The following is a 19913-nucleotide window of genomic DNA, read 5'->3' on the forward strand; positions in this document are numbered from 1 at the left end:
GCCGACAGACGATCGCACCGACGAGCGCGTACCCGACGATCGCGACGAGTTCTCCGAGCATCGTCGTAGTCGTTCGTCCGCGCTCGCACGAGCGTACTGGCAATACGAATACCCCGCCGTCGGACGCGTGGCTAGTCTCTACCGGGCGTCGACGCGTCCGACCGGGGTCGGACGGCTCCCCGATCGGGCGTCTGACCGCGCTACGGTTCGACGACGCCCCCGGTCCGGTCCGCCTCGTGGATCGCCTCGATCACGCGCATGTCGGTCAGTCCGTGACGCCCGTCGGGGCCGATCGGGTCCCCGCCGAGGACCCGGTCGGCGAAGTAGTCGAACTCCAGTTCCATCTCCCGCTCCGCGTCCATCGACTCGTCCGACAACTCGACCGTCACGTCCCCTCGCGTGACGGTGAGCGTGCACTGCCCGCCGAACGCGGGTCGGAGGTCGATCTGGCCCTCCGTCCCGGTGACCTTGAGCTGGGAGTCCCGCTGTGCGCGCTGGCTCGAGGTGCTGACCGCGTGCACGTCGCCCTCGAAGCGGAGCAGCATCGACGAGCGCTCGTCGGGCACGTCCGAGAACGCCTCGTGCGACGACGTGAGCCACGCCTGGACGGCCACCGGGTCGCGGTCGAGGAGGTACCGCGCCGTGTTGATCGGGTAGATGCCCAGGTCCATGACCGACGTCCCGTATCCGGACAGCTCCGGGTCGAGCCGCCACTGGTCGGGATCGGGGATCATCTCCAGCAGCGGCTGGGAGTTGTTCCCGTACACCTGGACCGGTTCGCCGAGGACGCCGTCCTCGATCAGGCGGCGGGCGCGACGGACCGACGGGTCGGTCTGCATCCGGTAGGCGACCATCAGCGGTACGTCGTGCTCCTCGCACGTCTCGACCAGCCGTTCGGCGCGCTCGACGGTCGCCTCCATGGGCTTCTCGCACAGCACCGCCTTGCCGAGTTCGGCGGCCGTCTCGGCGTACTCGAGGTGGTAGGCGTTCGGCGTCGCGACGTAGATCGCGTCGTATGCGTCGGCGGCCGCGCCGTCGTGGAACTCGTCGTACGTGATCGCGTGGTCCACGTCGTGTTCCGCCGCGACCCGCCGCCCCTTCTCGGCGGAGCTGCTCACGAGGGTGGTCGTCCGGCACAGCTCCGTCGACTCGATCGCCGGGATCGCCACGTCCGTCGTCCACCAGCCGATCCCGACGAGGGCGAACCGAACGGTCCCCTCCACTCCCGTCCGCCAGTCGCGCTCCGCGTAGTTCTCTACGGCCGCTTCGAGGTCCATACCGCCCACTACGGGAAGGGCTTCAATAAAACGCCACAGTCCGCGCCGGGCGTCGTGACGCTAGGTCCCGAGCTTCCCCGCGAGATCCTCGACGTCGTCGGCGACGACGTCGTACTCCCCGTCGTCCGGTCGGTCGACGTCGTCGGCTCGGTGCGGACCCCACTCCAGCGGGCGGTGGACGTACGCGGTTCGGAGGCCCGCCTCGCGGCCGGCGTCGAGGTCGGTCTCGTGGGCGGCCACCATCACGACCCGCTCCGGGGGGAGATCCAGCAGATCCACGGCGGTCAGGTACGCCTCCTCGTCGGGCTTGTAGCGCCCGGCGAGTTCGGCCGAGAGGATCAGGTCCCACGGTATCCCGGCGCGCTTCGCCATGTTCGCGAGCAGCCGCACGTGGCCGTTGGAGAGCGGCGCGATGAGGTACCGCGTCCGAAGCCGCCTGAGACCGGGGACGGCGTCCGGCCACGGATCGAGGCGGTGCCAGACGCGGGTGAGGTAGTCCACCTCGTCCTCCGCGAGGCCGTCCACGCCCAAGCGGTCGAGGAGCGTCTCCAGCGAATCGCGGTGGAGGGCGTCGAGGTTCCGCCAGGGGATCTCGCCGCGCCGCACGCGGTCCATCGAGGGCTGATACGCCTCGCGCCAGGCGTCGGCGAACGCGGCCCAGTCAACGTCGAGGTCGTGCTCCTCGCCGAGTCGCTCGCCGTCGCGGATGACCCCGCTGCGCCAGTCCACCACCGTCCCGAAGACGTCGAAGAGGAGGGCGTCCGCGTCCGGTACCGTCATCGGCTCCCCCCGCGCTCGGTCGCGTGCGTTCCGCCTCTCTCCGAGGTCGCGCCGCTCTCGTCCGCGTCGTCCATACCGACTCGCGGTGGCACAGGGTATTCACTCTTCGGTCGCTCGCGACGCTCGCCGGGCGGTTACTCCGCGGTTAACGCGGCGTCGCCTCGACCCGACGGTGACGAACGGATCCCTATTCCGCCGGACGGGGATCGGCGGGGAGCGTCCGCCGCATGCACCGAACCGACGCCATCGAGTCGTCGGAGAACGTCGACGTCTCCCGGATCGCGCGGGGGACCGTCGCCGGGTCGCAGTCGTCGAAGCCGATCCGCGAGAAGTACTCGGGGTCGCGCGTTCGGAGGTACACCGCGGTCGCGCCCGCCCGCTCGACCCGCCTGAACAGCTCCGTGCAGATCCCCCGGCGATACCCCTTGCCCCGGACCGCCTCCTCGACGACGATCGGACGGAAGAGCGCGTCCCGCCCGTACCGCTCGTATCCGCCGACGCCGACGTAGTCGCCCTCGTCGACGCCGATGCAGAAGACCGGGCGATACTCCCGGATCCCGGTCGTCGGATACCCGTTCGCTTCGAGGAGCGCCTCGATGTACAGCGCGTCGGCCTCGGTCGCCTCGATGATGCGCATTATGTTCTCTTCTTGCAAGATGAAATAATAGCTATGGCGTCGTTTCGTTCGGTTAAGCGGAACCATATCGGTCCGCACGTCGGGTCGGTGGCCGAGGTCGGCGACCCGGCGAGCGTTTCAACCCGCTCGCCCCCCGACGGGGGAATCGTCGGGGGCGATCGCGAGGACGTGGAACGCGAGGCACGTCGCGAGGAGTCCCGCGAGCGCGCCGAACACGACCCGCCAGCCGGCGGCGGTCGCGATCGTCCCGACGACCGCGCTCCCGAGCGCGCCGACGAGGAGGTAGACCGTCCGGACGAGACCGAACCCCGTCCCCCGCTCGTCGGCCGAGAGGTGATCGAGGATCCGCGACTGCACGGGGGTGGCCCACGTCCGCGAGAACCCCGCCAGACAGACCGCGCCGACGACGGCCGTCGCCGCGAGCCGGTAGCTCAACAGGCCGAAACCGACGATCCCCGCGAGCAGGGTCGCGACGAGCGTCGGTCCGTTGCCGTACCGATCGGCCAGCCACCCGGTGACGGGCTGGCCGAGCGCGCCGGCGACGAAGTACCCACCGTAGACGGCCGTCGCCGCTCCCGGCGGGAGGTCGTGGTACCCCTGGAGGCCCGCCGGCAGCAGCGCGAAGGAGGCGACGTCGACGAACTGGACGAGACACGCGAGCACGACCGAGGTCGCGATCGGCGGTCGCGCCAGGATCGACCGCACCCGCCGCGTCCCGATCCGACGGGCGGGCGAGGCGGTGGGCGGGAGCGGCTCTGCCGAGCGTACCAGAAACAGGAGGCCGACCGCTATCGGGACCAGGGGGATCCCCGCGAGCAAGAGCGCGCTTCGCCACCCGTGGCGGACGCCGAACCCGACGACCAGCAGCGGTGCCACGATCCCCGCGACCTGGCCGCCGGTTCGAAAGACGCCGATCGCGCGGCCGGTCCGGTCGTAGAGGCTGTCGAGCAGTGCCGTCGAGGGACTGTAGTAGAGTCCGCCGCCGACGCCGAGCAGTATCGCGACCGCCAGGAACGCGCCGTGGGACGGCGCGAGCGCGAGCAGGACGGTTCCCGTCCCGGCGACGACGACGGCGGCGAGGATCACCCGCCGTTCTCCGTAGCGGTCGCTCAGTATCCCGCTCGGGAGCTGTAACGCCGCGGCCGTGACCCGGATCCCGGTGATCGCGAACCCGAACGCCCCGAGCGACATCCCGAGCGCGGCGACGATCTGCGGGCTCAGCGCGCTCACCAGCGCGGTGCTCAGTCGAACGCCGAAGTACACCGCGGTACAGAGCGTGAGGACGCCCGCGCGGTATCGCCACGGCCACAGGGCGTCCGCGAGGCGTCGTATCACCACGCTCGCCACCCGCCTCGACTCGCCGCCGGACGAGTCCGCGCTGTGGTCGTGTCGAGAGCGCCGATGCTACCCGCTTCTGTTGCTCGTCCCCGGATCATCGGAGTCGGATCGTCACCGACCACCACAATAACGTTTGAGATCTCTGAAGATTGTATCAATTCAGGACGTGAACAAGAACATCCGTCGATATCTGTTCAGAATTTTCGACCGTTCGCTATATATCCGACCGAGCCGCCGTCGATCCCCTCGATCGGGGAGCAGAAACGATCGAGAGAGCGACACCTCTCCGTTCCGCCCGTTCGGATACGGAGATCGCGACGACGACGGGATGGGTACGTATCGCACGCCAGAGCGACGGACGAATAACGACCTCGCTCGGACGGACGCGACTCCCGCCGTCGTCGCGCCGACGGGCGTGCACCGACCGACGCGCGCCACAACATCCTCAATCCGGTGAATTTATATTATTTAGTTGTTTTAGCAAGATTAACAATCCATGTATCGAGTCGAAGCACACGTTAACAATAACGAGGCGTCGTGAATACCGTGACAATGACGCTGTTCGAACTGACGGGATTCCAGCGGGACCTGCTGTACGTCATCGCCGGGCACGACAGGCCGTCGGGCCAGCAACTCAAGGACGAACTCGAGGCGTCCACGGGTCGGGAGATCACCCACGGGCGGCTCTACCCGAGTCTGGACACGCTGGTCAACGCGGGATACGTCGAGCGGGGGGAGATCGACCGGCGAACGAACTACTACGCGCTCACCGACGAGGGACGCGAGGCGCTGAAGGCGCGGATCGAGTGGGAGGGGACGTACCTCCCGACGGGGTTGTCGTCGGACGAGTGAACCCCCTCCGCCGGGGGCGGCCGGAGCGGTTCGACCTCTAGCCCCCGGCGAACCGCGTCGCTCCACGAGGATATGGTGACGGCAGGTTCTCGCCGGATCCCGCCGGCGGATCTACCGTCCGGCGTCCCGATTCTGTCGTGTCTATCGTGCGTCCCGGAGAGCCGTGACGCCGACCGCCGGTCGCGGCTCTCGTCGCCTCAGTAGGCGCGCTTCATGAACATCGACCGGCCGAACTTGTAGAGGCTCCACCCGGGCTTCGAGAGGCCCTTCTGCCACTGCAGCGTCGGCACGAGGTCCCCGCCGTACTTCTGTTTGAACCGGAAGATGCTGTCGGAATAGTCGGTTCCTGTCCCGCCGAAGTCGTAGTGGTCGTACCCCTGCTCCTTCGCCCACTTGATCGCGCGTTCGTGGAGGAGTTCGGAGGGGTAGTACTCGAACTTCGAGGCGTCGGGGATCGCGGTGAAGTAGTGGTGGACCGCGGAGCGCTCGTCGTCGAGGAAGTGGAGGTAGCGACCGACCTCGCTCCCGTCGACGACCGCGGTGAACACCTGAACGCGGTCGCCCATCCGCTCGGCGAGCAGGTCGAAGAACGACCGCGGGAACACGAACCCGTCGATGCGGTCCATGTTACTCTCGTACGCCTCGTACGTCCGGTCGAGGTCCGCCTCGCCGAGCGGCGTCGAGTCGACGTGGTACTCGTTCTCGTGGGCGTCCCGCAGCGCCTTCCGGCGTTCCTTGTCCATGTTGTCGCGGATCTGCTCCCAGCTCTGCTCCAGGTCGATGACGAACCGACAATTGAGCGTGATCGGCTCGTACCCGCGCTTCTGGAGGTGTTTTCCGTACCGGAGGTAGTTGAGGTCGTTCGTCCTGATGAGGTGATAGAGGACGTTCCGACCGCAGGCCGACTCGAGTTCGTCGAGCAGGAGGTCGAGACACTCTCCCTCGTTCGACTGGACGATCGGGCCGCCGTAGCCCGGCCGCGTCGAGACCGCCTCCTTGAGCCCCAGCGTCTCGGTGACGGGGGTGGCCGCGTCGATCGGCGCGTCGAAGTCGCGCACGAACGCGGGGAGGAGCGCGACCGGGTTCTCCTTCTTCGAGACGACGACGTGACACGGTCGGTGATCGAACGTCCGTTCGACTATCTCCAGCCACTCGTAGCGCTGGAACACCGTCCCGTGATTCGAGTGCTCGACCAGGTGGTTCCACTGGTTCTCGTTCACGGACTCGATGCTGCTGTAGGTGGTTACGTCTAGCTCGGTCATTCGTCTCAGTGGGGTTGCGGGTGGTCTCCCGGGGCGAGTCGATCCGCTCGGTCGGCCGAAGACCGCCTCGACCTCCGATTCGACGGTCGGCGGTCCTCGGTCTCGATCGGTACGCCACGGAGGGCGGCGGGGCCTCGTTCGAGCGACGGCCGGGACGACGCGTTCGGCGTCTCGGCGTCGTCGCGCGGCCCGGTCGGGTCACGACCGTTCGTAACTTCGTTCTCCATGACACTGATTCGTGTATGACCGTAGGCCGATTTTGTTACGAGCACGTTAGTGCAGTTAACCGCGCCGTTACCCCGGAGACGACGCGGATTGATCGGTACTGGTCGTCGTCGTCGCGCCCGGCGAGACGCGCCCGACGTTCGACGCGCGCACGTCGTCGGACGTCGCCGGGCGGTTCGCGGGGACGTTCGCGCGCCGGGGGTGTCGACGGGTGGGAAACTGCGGTCGACGCTGACTCGACCGCCGGCCGCGACCGCGGCGAGTTAACGGCGACTTATCCCGACGCCCCGACACTGTCACCGCTGGGAGATAGAGTTTATCCGGTGAGTGTATCGTTTATTTATGAACTACTAATGGGACGACGATAACAGCGGTCTCTATGGTCGGAGTGTGCGCGAGTCTCGGCGACGACCCGGCGTTCGTCGACGATCTCTCCTCGCAACTGGAAGTGTTCGGGACGGAGTCGACGGGACGGATCCTCGACGGGGACGTGGGGGCGGCGAGCGTCTACCACACGACGGATACGGGCGGTCTCCCGGCGGAGACGGACGACGGGTACGTCTGGGCGTGGGGCGACGTCGCCGGGTTCGATCACCCGAACGGGTACGTCCCCCGCTCGGAGAGCGACACCGAGGCGTTGAGCGAGTACTGCGCCGAACTGTATGCGACGTACGGAACCGCGTTCGTCAGGTGGCTCAACGGGCGCTTCGCGGTCGTCGTCCGGAACGACGAGGCGGGGACGGTCACGGTCGCGACGGATCGCCTCGGAACGATGCCGTTCTACTACGCGCGCGTCGGGGGGACGTTCCTCCTCTCTACCTCGATGCAGAGCCTCACCACGCACCCGGACTGGACCCCGTCGTTCGACGCCGACGCCCTCGGGATGTACTTCACGCACCAGCTCACGATGGGGACCAGGACGCCGTTCGAGGGGATCGAGCGCCTCCACCCCGGCTCGAGGCTGACGATCGATCTGGACGACCTCGAGGTCCGCCGCGAGCGCTACTGGACGCCGACGTACCGCCCCGTCGATCGGCCGGCGTCGTACTTCGCGAACCGACTCGCGACCCTGCTGTCGCGGGCGATCGACGAGCGGACGGCCGACGACGCCGACTACGGCCTGTTCCTGAGCGGCGGCGGCGATTCGCGGGTCGTGCTCGCCGCGATGGACCGGACGCCGACTACCTATCACCTCAATGGCTGGCGGAACCGGGAGGCGCGGATCGCAGAACGGGTCGCGGAGCGCGCGGGCGCTCCCTTCAGGCTCCTCCTGCGCGACTCCGAGTACTACCCGGACCTGCTGGAGGGGAACGCCGCGCTCTCTAACTGCGTCGGGACGTTCCACGAGGGGCACGCGGTCGGCTTCGCCGAGCAGCTCAGGGAGGAGGTCGACGCGCTCGTCACCGGCCACATGTCGGACACGCTCTTCTCGGGCCACCACCTGCCGTATCGGTCGCGACGGCTCGGCCCGCTGGGGACGCTCTCGCTGCCCTTCGTCGAGCCGACGCCCACCGTCGAGGCGTACGTCGAGCGCGAGCGACGTCCCACGCCGGCGTACTACGCACCGGCCGACGACAGCGGGACGCTGTTGCGACGGAACCTCAGCGTAACGGACGCGGGGATCCGTTCGTTCGGCGTCGAGTACGGGTCGCTCCGTGACCTCGTCCAGTTCGGGTCCTACTACCCCCACGCGAACGCGCCCGTCTTCTTCCAGCAGACGCTCGATCAGATCCTCCCCTTCCACAACCCGTTCCTCGACACGCGGCTGATCGACCTCCACCTCACGATCCCCCACAGCGTGCGGCTTCGCCGGAACCTGATCGGTCGCGCGCTGCGGCGGCTCGACCCGGGCGTGGCGAGGATCCCCCACGCCGAGCGGATGACGCCCCTCTCCGCGCCGTTCGCCGTGCAGTACGCCGGCGAACTCGCGATGCGCGTCCTCGAAGACCGGGGCGTCCTGCGTTCGCCCGCTCCCCACCAGACGCGCGGTCCCTGGCCGAACCACGCCGAACTGATCCGGTCGCACGACTTCGTCCGCGACGCCATCGACGAGCACGCGGACCTGATCCGCGCGGTTCCGTTCCTCGACGCGGACGGCGTCGAACGCTCGTACGCGGCGCACATGGACGGCGAGAACCGCCGAAACGAACTCTACTCGCTCGTCACCTTCCTCGCGATGCCCGCGGTCCGACGCGCCGTCGAGGGCGCTCGGCCCGCGCCCCGCATCTGACGGCCATCGATTCCCGACTTCCCCCTGAAGGTTTAACCCGCGTAGCGATGAAACGGAGCGCGTGAAGACTCACCGAATCCCGAAACAGAGCGGGGGCGCGTTCCACGTCGACGGCGGCGAGACGTTCGACGTCGTCACCCCCGAGCCACGGCAGGTCGCCGACCTCGTCGCGTTCAGCCGGTCGGATCCGAGCGAGGCCTTCTCGCAGTCCTACACGCGCGACCTCAACGGAAAGATACGGATCTCCGAGGGCGATCACCTCTACACGACCGCCGGCGAGCCGATCCTGACGATCACCCGCGACGACTGCGGGATCCACGACGTACTGTTCGGCCCGTGCACGGAGTGGATGCTCACCGACCGGCCGATCGAGGGCGGCGTCCAGAACGAACCCGGCGGCTGTCGCGAGAACCTCGCGCTGGCGATGGCCGAGGTCGGTCTCGGCGACAGGCCGGTCCCGGACACGATGAACGTCTTCCAGCAGTCGACGATCACCGACCAGGTCTACTTCGACGTCCGGGAGAGCCCCGCGAACGCCGGCGACGCGGTCACGTTCCGCGCCGAGCGGGACGCGACGGTCGCGGTCTCCGCCTGCTCCGCGAAGGGGATCGCGAGCGGAACGACGCTCACGCCGATCGACCTCCGCGTCCCCGACGGTACCGAGGTGCACGTCGCGTCGGTGCTCGACGGGCCGCACGAGTCGACACGGGGGGTTTAGGCCACAATTACCACCGATTAACCGAATTGTAATTAAGCGCCTGGCAGCCGCCGTAACGGCCGTTGGTGATCCACCTTGCTCCAGAGAGATGCGGTCGAGGACGGAATCGTGGCGGGGGACCTGGCGGAGTGGAAGGCGACGCGATACCTCGACTTTCACGACACGATGGTCGATACCGAGTCGCCGTTCCCGTGTTACTTCGCCGTCGACGCCCACAAGAACGGCGATCTCCGGTACCTCTTCGCTCCCGATCCGACCTCCGACGCGGGGCGCGAGGCCGTCGCGGAGGGGCTTCGCGAGTACCTCGCCGAGGTCGATTCGATCGGGGACATCACGTCGCTCGTCGTCTTCTTCGAACCGCCGGACGGTGAACGGTCGGCGGAGTGGTACGAGTCGACGTTCTGGGACGTCCTCGCGTACCTCGCGGAACACGACGCGGAACCGTGGCCGTCGTCGATCCCCCAGGACCCGACGCACCCCGAGTGGACGTTCTGCTTCGACGGCAGGCCGCTGTTCATGGTCGCCCGCGCGCCGTTCTACGACGAGCGGAGGAGCCGTCACACGCCCCACGGTCTGGAGATAACGATCCAGCCGCGATCGGTCTTCGAGGGGCTGGGCGCGGAGACGATCCGGGGCCAGCTCGCGAGGAAGGCGGTCCGCTCCCGGTTGCGCGCGTACGACGACGTCGACCCGCACCCGGACATCGGCGACTACACCGATCCCGAGAGTTCCGAGTGGAAGCAGTACTTCCTGCCGGAGTCGAACGACGAGACGACCGACCGGTTCCCCCTGTCGGATCTCTTCCCCGGCGCGGCCGAGGAGCAACCCGCGGACGACTGATCCGAACGGTCCGGCGACGCGACGGACGATCGGGCCGGCCGACCCGCGGTACCGCAGTAAACGCATCACTAACCGCCGGCGAGAGGCCGCGCCGTCGGAGCCCTACTCGCCGCCGGCCGCCACGAAACCGGTCGATCGCTCCGCGAGCACGGAGCCCCGTCGGTCGTCGGGTCGAGCGCCAGCGACCGGCGCGAACGGTTCGTGACGCTCGCCTCCGGAAGCGGATCCGCACCGTCGCCGTGGGTACCGCCACGGCGGTCGGCGCTCGCCCGATCGCCGCGCGTCGGGAACGACCGGGTGACGCGACGTCGGTGCGCGGCGAATCGCAACACGGAAGCGGGGTCGAACGCGGAACCGCACGACTGCGGCGTGTCTGACGGGTCGTCACCCCCGACGACGCCACCGTCCCCTCTTTCTCCGCACATCTGTCTTACGGTTCTCGATCGCGAGTCTGACAGGGGTTTATGATCGTTGCCGGTGTGGAACCGTAGTACCGACAGCGCGTCTCCCGATCCGCGTGCGAACGCGCCTCCGAACGAGAACGGCGATGCCGTCGGTCGCCCGCCAGTGCGTTACGTCGTCACGTAGTGAACGTCCTCGCGGGGACGGCCGACGGACAGCCGCGGCTCTCGGCGGACGGATCGGAACGGGCCGCACGGGTGGTGACCCATGACAGACAACGGCCGACACCGAGATCGAGCAGCCGACCGTCGCCGGACTACCGATCGGGGAGCGTCCCGCGATCGCGCCGATGGGCCGGGGACCCCGGTCGATCGGGAGTCCGCCGGAGAGCTGTTCGAGTCGCTGCTCGATCGCGAGACGGTGTTCGAGGACAAGGAACTCCTCCGACCGTCGCACACGCCCGACCTGCTCCCCCATCGAGAGGGACAGATCGCGCAGTTGGCCGAGCACCTCGGCGCGACGCTGCGGGGTGACGCGCCGTCGAACGTCCAGATCTACGGGAAGACCGGGACGGGAAAGACCGTCTGCGTGAAGTACGTCACCCAGGAGCTGATCCGGGCCGCCGGCACGACGGCCGTTCCCTGCCGCGTCGAGTACGTGAACGGGGAGGTGACCGACACCCAGTATCGGGTGTTCGCCAGCCTGACGAACCGGATCGCCACCGCCGACGGCGAGCGCGAGGGGGACCGACCGGTCCCGGTGTCGGGCTGGCCGACGGGGCGGGTCTACCGGGCGTTCGTCCGGGCCGTCGACGCGCTCGACCGTGGGGTCGTCGTCGTCCTCGACGAGGTCGACAAACTCGTCCGACGGGACGCCGGCGACGCGCTCTACAAACTCCTCAGGGTCAACGCCGACCTCGAGCGGTCGCACGTCTCCGTGGTCGGGATCTCGAACGACCTGACGTTCACCGACGCGCTCGATCCGCGCGTGCGATCGAGCCTCGGCGACGCGGAGATCGTCTTCCCGCCCTACGACGGCCTGCAACTCCGCGACATCCTCCGCGTCCGCGCGTCGGCCGCGTTCCGTGACGGTCGCGTGACCGACGGCGTCATCCCGCTCTGCGCCGCGTTCGCCGCCCGGGAGCACGGCGACGCCCGCCGCGCGCTCGACACGCTCCGGGTGGCGGGCGAGGTCGCGGACGCCGCGGGGGCGGACCGCGTCGAGGAACACCACGTCCGCCGGGCGCGAGAGCGGGCGGACGCCGCGGGGGCGGACCGCGAGGTGACCGACCGCTCGTCGGGCCGGACGTGAGCGGGTCGGACGGAGCGTTCCCGCCTCGCGGTCTACGAGTCGAACGCGTCGACCCCGGCCTCCGCGACCGTCACGTCCTCCTCGACGCTCCCGCCGCTCACGCCGATCGCCCCGACGAGTTCCCCGTCGGACCGGAGCGGGACGCCGCCGCCGAAGACGACGATCCGGCCGTCGTTCGTCGTGTGGATCCCGAACAGCGACTCGCCGGGCCGGGCCACCTCCGCGAGATCCGCGGTCGGCATCTGCAGGCTGAGCGCCGAGTACGCCTTGTCCTGTGCGATGTCGACGCTCGCGAGGAGTGCGTCGTCCATCCGCCGGAACGCGACCAGGTTCCCGCCGTCGTCGACGACGGCGACGCACATCGGTACCTCGATCTCCTCCGCCTTGTCGACCGCGGCGTCGATGGCCGCGGTCGCCGTGGATAGGTTCATCATGGCATTCTCCGTACCCCACTCCGAAGGCATCGCCCGACTTATACTATTACGTAATCATCGAGTTACCGTCACTTCTCTCCGGGGCGGGAGCGTCGGTCGCGCCGGGACGGAGCGCACACTCCGACTGAAGTCGATCGGACAGTAGGCGGCACTCTCGCCGCCGTGCGATCCCGACGGACGTTCACGGAGCCGTGTGAGTTTACCGAGGAGTAACAAACGCGGTTTGGGTTACCCAATCGAACTTGTCTATCCGCTGGAAAGAACTATGCTTCCACACTCGATACCATATCACACATGCCCGACGATCAGCTTCGTCCCGACGGAGCGGGAACAGAACAGCCGGCGGGACCGCGGCGGTCGCGACGGTTCGAGTTGCTCGACGAGCGTCCCGTCAACCAGGACGGGTTCGCGCGGGAGTGGCCCGAGGTGGGCCTCGTCGCGACGGACGGGCCGAACGACCCCGAGCCGAGCGTGACCGTCGAGGACGGGACGGTCGTCGAGATGGACGGGACCCCTCGCGAGGAGTTCGACTTCCTCGACTACTTCATCGCCGACTACGCCCTCGACGCCGAGCGGGCCGAGGAGGCGATGGCGATCGACTCCCTCGAGTTCGCCCGCCGGCTCGTCGACATCAACGTCCCGCGGACGGAGATCGTCGAGTACACGACGGCGATGACGCCGGCGAAGCTCACCGACGTGGTGAGCCACCTCAACACGCTCGAGCTGATGATGGCGCTCACGAAGATGCGGACGCGCCGGACGCCCGGCAACCAGGCGCACGTGACGAGCGTGAAGGACCACCCCGTCCAGATCGCGGCCGACGCCGCGGAGGCGACGCTCCGGGGGTTCGACGAGATCGAGACGACGGTCGGCGTCGCCCGCTACGCCCCGTTCAACGCCCTCGCCCAGACGGTCGGCGCGCAGGCGGGCCGCGGGGGCGTCCTCACGCAGTGCGCCGTCGAGGAGGCGACCGAGCTAGAGCTGGGGATGAAGGGCCTCACCGCCTACGCCGAGACGGTCTCGGTCTACGGGACGGAGTCCGTGTTCAAGGACGGCGACGACACGCCCTGGTCGAAGGCGTTCCTGGCGTCGGGCTACGCCTCGCGCGGCCTCAAGATGCGCTTCACCTCCGGCTCCGGCTCCGAGGTCAACATGGGCCAGGCGGAGGGGAAGTCGATGCTCTACCTGGAGACGCGCTGCGTCCTCGTGACCAAGGGCTGCGGGGTGCAGGGGCTCCAGAACGGCGGCATCAGCTGCATCGCCATCCCCTCCTCCGTTCCTGGGGGCATCCGTGGCGTCCTCGCGGAGAACCTCATCACGACGATGGTCGACCTGGAGGTCGCCTCCGGGAACGACCAGACGTTCTCGCACTCCCACAAGCGACAGATGGCCCGCACGCTCCCGCAGTTGCTCGCGGGTACCGACTTCATCTTCTCGGGGTTCAGCGCCGTCCCGAACTACGACAACATGTTCGCGGGGTCGAACTTCGACTCCTACGACTTCGACGACTACAACGTCATCCAGCGGGACCTCGCCGTGGACGGCGGGCTGAAGCCCGTCGACGAGGAGGACGTGATCGCCGCGCGCAACAGGGCGGCGCGGGCGCTCCAGGTCGTCTTCCGCGAACTCGGCTTCCCGCCGGTCACCGACGAGGAGGTCGAGGCGGCGACCTACGCCGACGGCTCCGCGGAGATGCCCGACCGCAACCAGGCGGAGGACCTCAAGGCCGCGGGCGAACTGATGGAGGGCGAGGTGACCGGCGCGGACATCGTCACGATCCTCGCGGAGAACGGCTTCGAGGAGATGGCCGAGAACCTGCTGAACATGCTCAAACAGCGCGTCTCCGGCGACTACCTCCAGACCGCCGCGGTCATCGACGAGTCGTTCGCCGTCGTCAGCGCGGTCAACGACGCGAACGACTACGAGGGACCGGGAACGGGCTACCGCCTCTCCGAGGAGCGCTGGGAGGAGATCAAGGACATCCGCCAGGCGTTCGACCCCGAGGAGGTCTGACATGAGTACGCACGCACCACGGACGACCCGGCTCGCCCTCACCGAGGTCGGCCCGGCCGAGAAGGGGCAGGCGGCGGACGAGGTGGTCGTCGCGGTGAGTCCCCAGTTCGGCGTCGAGCAGACGGAGACGATGGTCGGCATCTCACACGCCGACGTCCTCCGCGAGGCGATGGCCGGCATCGAGGAGGAGGGCGTCACCGCCCGCGTCGTCCGCTTCTCCGACACGGCCGACCTCGGGCAGATCGGAAACCGCGGCGCGAAGCTCAGCGGCTCAGGGATCGCGATCGGCGTCCAGTCGCGCGGGACGACGCTCATCCACCAGGCGGACCTGGTGCCGCTGAACAACCTCGAACTGTTCCCGCAGGCACCGCTGCTCGACGAGGAGAAGTTCCGGGCGATCGGCCGGAACGCCGCCCGGTACGCGAAGGGGGAGTCCCCCGCGCCGGTGACCGTCGAGAACGACGAGATGGCGCGGCCGAAGTACCAGGCGCTCGCCGCCGTCCTGCACATAAAGGAGATGCAGTCGCTCGACCCGGACCGACGGCCGACCGAACTCGCGGTCGAATTCACCACGGAGGGGGACCGATGACCGACGCAAACGACGACCACGACCTCACGTACCCGCTCGCGGAGACGCCCGACGACGTCGCCACGCCCGAGGGCGTCACGCTCTCTGAGATCACGCTCGACGCCGTCGCGGACGGCAGCGTCGAGGGCGACGACATCCGGATCACGCCGGAGACGCTGGAGAAACAGGCGCAGATCGCCGAGGCGAGCGGCCGCCCGCAGGTCGCGCGGAACTTCCGGCGGGCCGCCGAACTCTCGACGGTGCCGGACGCCCGGATCCTCGAGATCTACAACGCGCTCCGCCCGAGCGGGGCCGAAAAGGACGAGTTGCTCGCGATCGCAGAGGAACTCGAGAGCGAGTACGGCGCGACGATCAACGCGGCCCACGTCCGCGAGGCCGTCGACATCTACGAGAAGCGCGGCCTGTTCTGAGCGCGACACGCGAGGGCGGCACGGTCGCCCCCGGTACGTCGCGTCCGGTGATACACAACTCATGCACTACATCGCAGGCATCGACATCGGCAACTCTAGTACGGAGGTGGCGGTCCTCCGGCGGGCGGACGACCGCTGGGAGTTCGTCGCGACCAGCCTCTTTCGGACGACCGGGCTGAAGGGAACGACGGAGAACGTCCCGGGGATCGTGAACGCGCTCCGCGGGGCGGCAGACCGCGCGGGGATCGCGCTCTCGGACCTCGATCTCCTGCTGCTCAACGAGGCGGCACCCGTCATCGGGGACGTGGCGATGGAGACGATCACGGAGACCGTCGTCACGGAGTCGACGATGATCGGCCACGACCCGTCGACCCCGGGCGGCGTCGGGATCGGGCGGGGGACGGTCCTCGACGTCGACGCGCCGTTCGACTCGGTCGATGGGGGGTCAGACGTGATCCTCGCCGTCCCCGGCTCCGTCGACTTCGCGATCGCCGCGTCGCGGATCAACGAGTGGTGGGCGGCGGGGTTCGACGTCGAGGGGGCGATCCTCGAGCGGGACGACGGCGTCCTCGTCGCCAACCGCCTCGACCGGGAGATCCCGATCGTCGACGAGGTCTCGCGGCTCGAGGACGTCCCCCGAGGACAGCCGGCCGCGGTCGAGGTAGCCCCCGAGGGGCGCACCGTCCAGGAGCTGTCGAACCCCTACGGCATCGCCACCCTGTTCGACCTCTCGCCGGAGGAGACCCGGAAGGTCATCCCGGTCGCGCGGGCGCTCGTCGGGAACAAGTCCGCCGTCGTGATCAAGACGCCGCGGGGAGACGTGGAGGAGCGGAGCATCCCGGCGGGGACGATCCGGATCACCGACCGGAACGGGAACACCGACGCCGTCGACACGGAGGACGGTGCCGGCGCGATCATGGACGCCGTCGGGCGGGCGTGGCCGATCATGGACGTCACCGGCGAGTCCGGGACGAACGTCGGCGGGATGCTGAACCGCGCCCGCGCCGAGATGGCGGAGATCACCGACCAGGATCCCACGGAGATCCGGATCCGCGACCTGCTGGCCGTGGACACGCTCGTCCCGACCGAGGTGAAGGGGGCGGTCGCCGACGAGTTCACGCTCGAGAGCGCCGTCGGCGTCGCCTCGATGGTGAAGACGAGTCGGCTGCCCCTCCGGCAGATCGCCGACGCGCTCGAGGAGCGCCTGGACGTCGAGGTCCGAATCCAGGGCGTCGAGGCGACCATGGCCGTCCTCGGTGCCCTGACGACCCCCGGGACCGACTTCCCGCTCGCCATCCTCGACATCGGCGGCGGGTCGACCGACGCCGCCTACATGAACGAGGACCAGACCGTCGACTCGATCCACCTCGCGGGGGCGGGGGACATGGTCACGATGCTCATCGACTCCGAACTCGGACTCGACGACCGCGAACTCGCGGAGGCGATCAAGGTCAACCCGCTCGCGACGGTCCAGACCCTCTACAGCGTCCAGCACGAGAGCGGTTCGGTCGAGTTCCTCGACGAACCGGTCCCCCCGGAGCTGTTCGGTCGGGTGGTCCTCCTGCGCGACGACGGCTCGATGGACCCGATCGTCGCCGACCACGACCTCCGGACGATCCGGGAGGTGCGCCGCGAGGCGAAGTCGAAGGTGTTCGTCGAGAACGCCCGCCGCGCGCTCGAACTCATCACGCCGACGCGAAACGTCCGGCACCTCCCGTTCGTCGTGATGGTCGGGCGGTCCGCGCTCGACTTCGAGATCCCGGAGATGATCTCCGACGCGCTCGCCGAGTACGGGATCGTCTGCGGTCGGGGGAACGTCCGCGGCGGACAGGGCCCGCGCAACGCCGTCGCGACCGGCCTCGCGCTCTCGCACATCGACGGCGGCGAGTACGTCGACCTCGACGCCGGGTTCGGGGGTCCCGCGGAGGGCGACGCCCGATGACCGACGCGGACGCCCCGCCCGCGGTCCGCCTCGTGACCGCGTCCGACTGCGAGGCGCTCTCCCGGCAGGTCGCGCACGGGCTGGAGGAGGAGTCGGTGCCGGTTCGAGCCGCCGAGGCGGCGTTCGACGACCCGGTCGCGGCCGCGTTCGACGCCGCGGGCGAGTCCCGCCTCGAGATCGGCGTCGCGCTCTCCCCCGAACGGATCGTCCTCCACCACGAACGGCTGCCGTCCGCCGAGCCGCTGCTCGCCGTCGATCGACCGTCGCCCGCCGACGCCCGGCGGGTCGGGACGAACGCCGGACGACTCGCGAAACGGCTCCCGCTTCGGCTCTAGCGACCGCTGGCGGTCGATCCGTCTCCCCTCCGGATGGGAACGCGTACTGCACAGTGACGCTACGTCGTGTTCCACGTTAGTACCACCAATCAGTATCACTGAGCAGTGTTACTACTCAGTTGGATTAATTAGTATAACTTTACACAAACGCTCTTCAGTTGCACTAGTCGCCGTGGTTCGTCCGTACGCACTTTCGGTACGAGCGGGCGGTCGAACGACGGATCACTGCGCCGACCGCGTCGACCAGCGCGCGAGACGTAGCTTTACGCCCCCGGTGGCCGTGCCCGTCGTATGGCCGATCCGTACTCGACGACGATCCAGGTGCGATTTCGCGACATCGACGCGATGGACCACGTCAACAGCGCGGTCTACGCGACCTACCTCGAACAGGCTCGGGCGGCGTTCTTTCGCGACGTCCTCGACGAACGGCTCGATCGGGTGGACACGGTCATCGCCCGCCAGGAGATCGAGTACCGCCACCCGATCGACCTCGGCGACGCCGTCCGCGTCGACGTCGAGGTGTCGCGGCTGGGCGAGTCGAGCGTCACGATGACCTACGAGGTGTACGCCGACGGGGACCTGGCGGCGACCGCAGAGACCGTCCAGGTGGCCTACGACCGCGAGACGGAGCGGTCCCGCCCCCTGCCGGCGGCCTGGCGGGAGCGCATCGCGGCGCGAGAGGAGTGATACTGTCCGCCGTACGCCCGTCACGAATCCCGCCACCGGCGGTCGACGCCACCGGCCAGCGCGATCTCGCGACCGGCGAGCGATGCGACGCGCAGAGAGCGGTACTCGATAACGCTTTTCAGATCGCGGGGCGATCTCGTCCTATGCCCGACGTATCGTTCCTCGAGGACGTGCTCGCGGACGATCAGCTCTCGACGGCGGCGACCGACCGCGACCGCCACGCCCGCGACTGGGGGACCGCCGAACGCGACGCGTCCCCGCCGGACGTCGTCGCCTGGCCGGAGTCGACCGAGGAGGTCGCCGCCGTGCTCGCGGCGGCGAACGAACGCGGCGTCCCGGTCACCCCCTTCGCCGCCGGGACGGGGATCGAGGGCAACGCCGTCCCCGCGCGGGGCGGCGTCAGCCTCGACCTGACGCGGATGGACTCGGTGCTCGACGTCCGCCCGAGCGACCGACAGGTCGACGTGGAGCCGGGCGTGCTCGGCGGACGGGTCGACGAGGCGGTCGCCTCCGCGGGGCTCTTCTTCCCGCCGCTGCCGACGTCCGGCGACGTGGCGACGATCGGGGGGATGATCGCGACGAACGCGAGCGGCAAGCAGACCGTCAAGTACGGCAAGGTCGGCGACTGGGTGCGCGAACTCGAGGTCGTCCTCGCGGACGGATCGGTGATCACCCCCGGCACGAGGGCGAAGAAGAGTTCCTCCGGGTACGACCTCCGCGACCTGATCGTCGGCAGCGAGGGGACCCTCGGAGTCGTCACGCGAGCGACGCTGGAACTCGCCGGCCGACCCGACCAGATCCGCGCCGGGCGCGCCGTGTTCGGGGACCTCGACGACGCGACCGCGGCCGTCGCCGACGTGATCCGGTCGGGCGTCGACGTCGCCGCGCTCGAACTCATCGACGCCCTGAGCGCGCGGATGGCGAACGCCTACATCGACGCGGACCTCCCCGCCCGCCCGACCGTCTTCCTCGAGTTCCACGCGAACCACGGGATCGGGGAGGAAGTCGCGTTCTGCCGGCGCGTGCTCGAGGAGTACGACCCGGTCGAGATCGAGATCGGAGACGAGCGAGCGGCGGACGACATCTGGGCGGCGCGGCGCGAACTCGCGGACGCGACGCGCGCCTACTACCCGGATCGGGAGTCCATACACGCCGGCGACGTGGCCGTCCCGATCACCGCCTACCCCGACCTCGTCGGCGTCATCCACGCGCTCGCCGACGAGCACGACGTCCCCATCCCCACGTTCGGTCACGCCGGCGACGGCAACGTCCACTTCGACGTCCTCGTTGATCCGGGGGACGACGGGCAGGTCGCGGCCGGTCACGCGATCTACGACGCCATCGTCGAGCGCGCGATCGAACTCGGGGGCACCGCCACGGGCGAGCACGGCATCGGCCAGGGGAAGCGCCAGTTCCTCCGACTCGAACACGGGGACGCGGGGGTGGCCGCGATGCGGGCGATCAAGGACGCCCTCGACCCCAACGGCACGCTCAACCCCGGGAAGATCTTCCCGGACGACTGACGGTCCGTGGGCGTCATCCTGACAGTGTCATTACGAGACGTACGTGATCGCCGCCTGATGGTCCCGCAGTGACCACGTTCTGCGGCAACAGACACTGCTAAGTACCCC

Annotated in this window: 18 protein-coding genes; 12 read left to right on the top strand and 6 right to left on the bottom strand. The window is 69.0% G+C overall.

Going from position 1 to position 19913, the window contains the following annotated elements; translation table 11 throughout:
* Window positions 1-200: 200 nt before the first annotated feature.
* From gfo6 to NKI68_RS20390, 4 genes are all read right to left on the bottom strand, one after another.
* The gene (gfo6, locus tag NKI68_RS20375; protein ID WP_254546584.1) at window positions 201-1277 is read right to left on the bottom strand and encodes a D-xylose 1-dehydrogenase Gfo6; all 1077 of its coding nucleotides are present in this window, start codon (window positions 1275-1277) and stop codon (window positions 201-203) included.
* A gap of 60 nt (window positions 1278-1337) precedes the next feature.
* Window positions 1338-2057, bottom strand: a complete 720-nt coding sequence (locus NKI68_RS20380) for a haloacid dehalogenase type II (protein WP_254546585.1) — start codon at window positions 2055-2057, stop codon at window positions 1338-1340.
* Between the two features lie 187 nt (window positions 2058-2244).
* Entirely contained in the window at window positions 2245-2694 is a 450-nt protein-coding gene (locus NKI68_RS20385) for a GNAT family N-acetyltransferase (protein WP_254546586.1), read from the bottom strand.
* Window positions 2695-2811: 117 nt separating this feature from the next.
* Window positions 2812-4032 (bottom strand): MFS transporter, encoded by a 1221-nt coding sequence (locus tag NKI68_RS20390; protein ID WP_254546587.1) that lies wholly within the window; start codon window positions 4030-4032, stop codon window positions 2812-2814.
* A gap of 558 nt (window positions 4033-4590) precedes the next feature.
* Here NKI68_RS20390 and NKI68_RS20395 point away from each other — a divergent pair.
* Entirely contained in the window at window positions 4591-4884 is a 294-nt protein-coding gene (locus NKI68_RS20395) for a PadR family transcriptional regulator (RefSeq protein WP_254547076.1), read from the top strand.
* A 197-nt stretch (window positions 4885-5081) separates the two neighbouring features.
* Here the strand turns inward: NKI68_RS20395 and NKI68_RS20400 are convergent, their stop codons facing one another.
* The gene (locus NKI68_RS20400) at window positions 5082-6146 is read right to left on the bottom strand and encodes a GNAT family N-acetyltransferase (protein WP_254546588.1); all 1065 of its coding nucleotides are present in this window, start codon (window positions 6144-6146) and stop codon (window positions 5082-5084) included.
* A 604-nt stretch (window positions 6147-6750) separates the two neighbouring features.
* Between NKI68_RS20400 and NKI68_RS20405 the strand changes: the two genes are divergently transcribed.
* The 4 genes from NKI68_RS20405 (at window position 6751) to NKI68_RS20420 (ending at window position 11872) form a co-directional block, all read left to right on the top strand.
* A complete protein-coding gene (locus NKI68_RS20405) occupies window positions 6751-8601 on the top strand; it encodes an asparagine synthase-related protein (RefSeq protein ID WP_254546589.1) in 1851 nt (616 codons plus the stop codon).
* Window positions 8602-8662: 61 nt separating this feature from the next.
* A complete protein-coding gene (locus NKI68_RS20410) occupies window positions 8663-9319 on the top strand; it encodes a DUF1989 domain-containing protein (protein ID WP_254546590.1) in 657 nt (218 codons plus the stop codon).
* Between the two features lie 108 nt (window positions 9320-9427).
* Window positions 9428-10159: a YqcI/YcgG family protein gene (locus NKI68_RS20415; protein WP_254546591.1), complete on the top strand. Its 732-nt coding sequence runs from the start codon at window positions 9428-9430 to the stop codon at window positions 10157-10159.
* A gap of 669 nt (window positions 10160-10828) precedes the next feature.
* Complete coding sequence (locus NKI68_RS20420; protein WP_254546592.1) at window positions 10829-11872, top strand: Cdc6/Cdc18 family protein; 1044 nt, start codon at window positions 10829-10831, stop codon at window positions 11870-11872.
* A gap of 32 nt (window positions 11873-11904) precedes the next feature.
* Here the strand turns inward: NKI68_RS20420 and NKI68_RS20425 are convergent, their stop codons facing one another.
* Complete coding sequence (locus tag NKI68_RS20425) at window positions 11905-12303, bottom strand: GlcG/HbpS family heme-binding protein (RefSeq protein ID WP_254546593.1); 399 nt, start codon at window positions 12301-12303, stop codon at window positions 11905-11907.
* A gap of 297 nt (window positions 12304-12600) precedes the next feature.
* Between NKI68_RS20425 and NKI68_RS20430 the strand changes: the two genes are divergently transcribed.
* From NKI68_RS20430 to NKI68_RS20460, 7 genes are all read left to right on the top strand, one after another.
* The gene (locus NKI68_RS20430; RefSeq protein WP_254546594.1) at window positions 12601-14319 is read left to right on the top strand and encodes a propanediol/glycerol family dehydratase large subunit; all 1719 of its coding nucleotides are present in this window, start codon (window positions 12601-12603) and stop codon (window positions 14317-14319) included.
* Between the two features lies 1 nt (window position 14320).
* Window positions 14321-14908: a propanediol/glycerol family dehydratase medium subunit gene (locus NKI68_RS20435; protein ID WP_254546595.1), complete on the top strand. Its 588-nt coding sequence runs from the start codon at window positions 14321-14323 to the stop codon at window positions 14906-14908.
* Window positions 14905-15318: a diol dehydratase small subunit gene (locus tag NKI68_RS20440; RefSeq protein WP_254546596.1), complete on the top strand. Its 414-nt coding sequence runs from the start codon at window positions 14905-14907 to the stop codon at window positions 15316-15318. The genes NKI68_RS20435 and NKI68_RS20440 overlap by 4 nt, the downstream gene beginning before the upstream one ends.
* A 61-nt stretch (window positions 15319-15379) precedes the next feature.
* The gene (locus tag NKI68_RS20445) at window positions 15380-17260 is read left to right on the top strand and encodes a diol dehydratase reactivase subunit alpha (protein ID WP_254546597.1); all 1881 of its coding nucleotides are present in this window, start codon (window positions 15380-15382) and stop codon (window positions 17258-17260) included.
* Complete coding sequence (locus tag NKI68_RS20450) at window positions 17257-17595, top strand: glycerol dehydratase reactivase beta/small subunit family protein (protein WP_254546598.1); 339 nt, start codon at window positions 17257-17259, stop codon at window positions 17593-17595. Before NKI68_RS20445 ends, NKI68_RS20450 begins: the two co-directional genes overlap by 4 nt.
* Window positions 17596-17886: 291 nt before the next feature.
* Window positions 17887-18282: an acyl-CoA thioesterase gene (locus tag NKI68_RS20455; RefSeq protein WP_254546599.1), complete on the top strand. Its 396-nt coding sequence runs from the start codon at window positions 17887-17889 to the stop codon at window positions 18280-18282.
* 143 nt (window positions 18283-18425) lie between these two features.
* Window positions 18426-19805 (top strand): FAD-binding oxidoreductase, encoded by a 1380-nt coding sequence (locus NKI68_RS20460; protein WP_254546600.1) that lies wholly within the window; start codon window positions 18426-18428, stop codon window positions 19803-19805.
* Window positions 19806-19913: the final 108 nt, after the last annotated feature.

It is taken from the genome of Halomarina pelagica (genome assembly GCF_024228315.1).
Lineage (GTDB): Archaea > Halobacteriota > Halobacteria > Halobacteriales > Haloarculaceae > Halomarina > Halomarina pelagica.

Excerpts from the sequence above, each read along its gene's own strand:
- gfo6 (WP_254546584.1), bottom strand. The coding sequence starts at position 1,277 with ATGGACCTCGAAGCGGCCGTAGAGAACTACGCGGAGCGCGACTGGCGG.
- NKI68_RS20380 (WP_254546585.1), bottom strand. The coding sequence starts at position 2,057 with ATGACGGTACCGGACGCGGACGCCCTCCTCTTCGACGTCTTCGGGACG.
- NKI68_RS20385 (WP_254546586.1), bottom strand. The coding sequence starts at position 2,694 with ATGCGCATCATCGAGGCGACCGAGGCCGACGCGCTGTACATCGAGGCG.
- NKI68_RS20400 (WP_254546588.1), bottom strand. The coding sequence starts at position 6,146 with ATGACCGAGCTAGACGTAACCACCTACAGCAGCATCGAGTCCGTGAAC.
- NKI68_RS20405 (WP_254546589.1), top strand. The coding sequence starts at position 6,751 with ATGGTCGGAGTGTGCGCGAGTCTCGGCGACGACCCGGCGTTCGTCGAC.
- NKI68_RS20420 (WP_254546592.1), top strand. The coding sequence starts at position 10,829 with ATGACAGACAACGGCCGACACCGAGATCGAGCAGCCGACCGTCGCCGG.
- NKI68_RS20425 (WP_254546593.1), bottom strand. The coding sequence starts at position 12,303 with ATGAACCTATCCACGGCGACCGCGGCCATCGACGCCGCGGTCGACAAG.
- NKI68_RS20430 (WP_254546594.1), top strand. The coding sequence starts at position 12,601 with ATGCCCGACGATCAGCTTCGTCCCGACGGAGCGGGAACAGAACAGCCG.
- NKI68_RS20435 (WP_254546595.1), top strand. The coding sequence starts at position 14,321 with ATGAGTACGCACGCACCACGGACGACCCGGCTCGCCCTCACCGAGGTC.
- NKI68_RS20440 (WP_254546596.1), top strand. The coding sequence starts at position 14,905 with ATGACCGACGCAAACGACGACCACGACCTCACGTACCCGCTCGCGGAG.
- NKI68_RS20445 (WP_254546597.1), top strand. The coding sequence starts at position 15,380 with ATGCACTACATCGCAGGCATCGACATCGGCAACTCTAGTACGGAGGTG.
- NKI68_RS20450 (WP_254546598.1), top strand. The coding sequence starts at position 17,257 with ATGACCGACGCGGACGCCCCGCCCGCGGTCCGCCTCGTGACCGCGTCC.
- NKI68_RS20455 (WP_254546599.1), top strand. The coding sequence starts at position 17,887 with ATGGCCGATCCGTACTCGACGACGATCCAGGTGCGATTTCGCGACATC.
- NKI68_RS20460 (WP_254546600.1), top strand. The coding sequence starts at position 18,426 with ATGCCCGACGTATCGTTCCTCGAGGACGTGCTCGCGGACGATCAGCTC.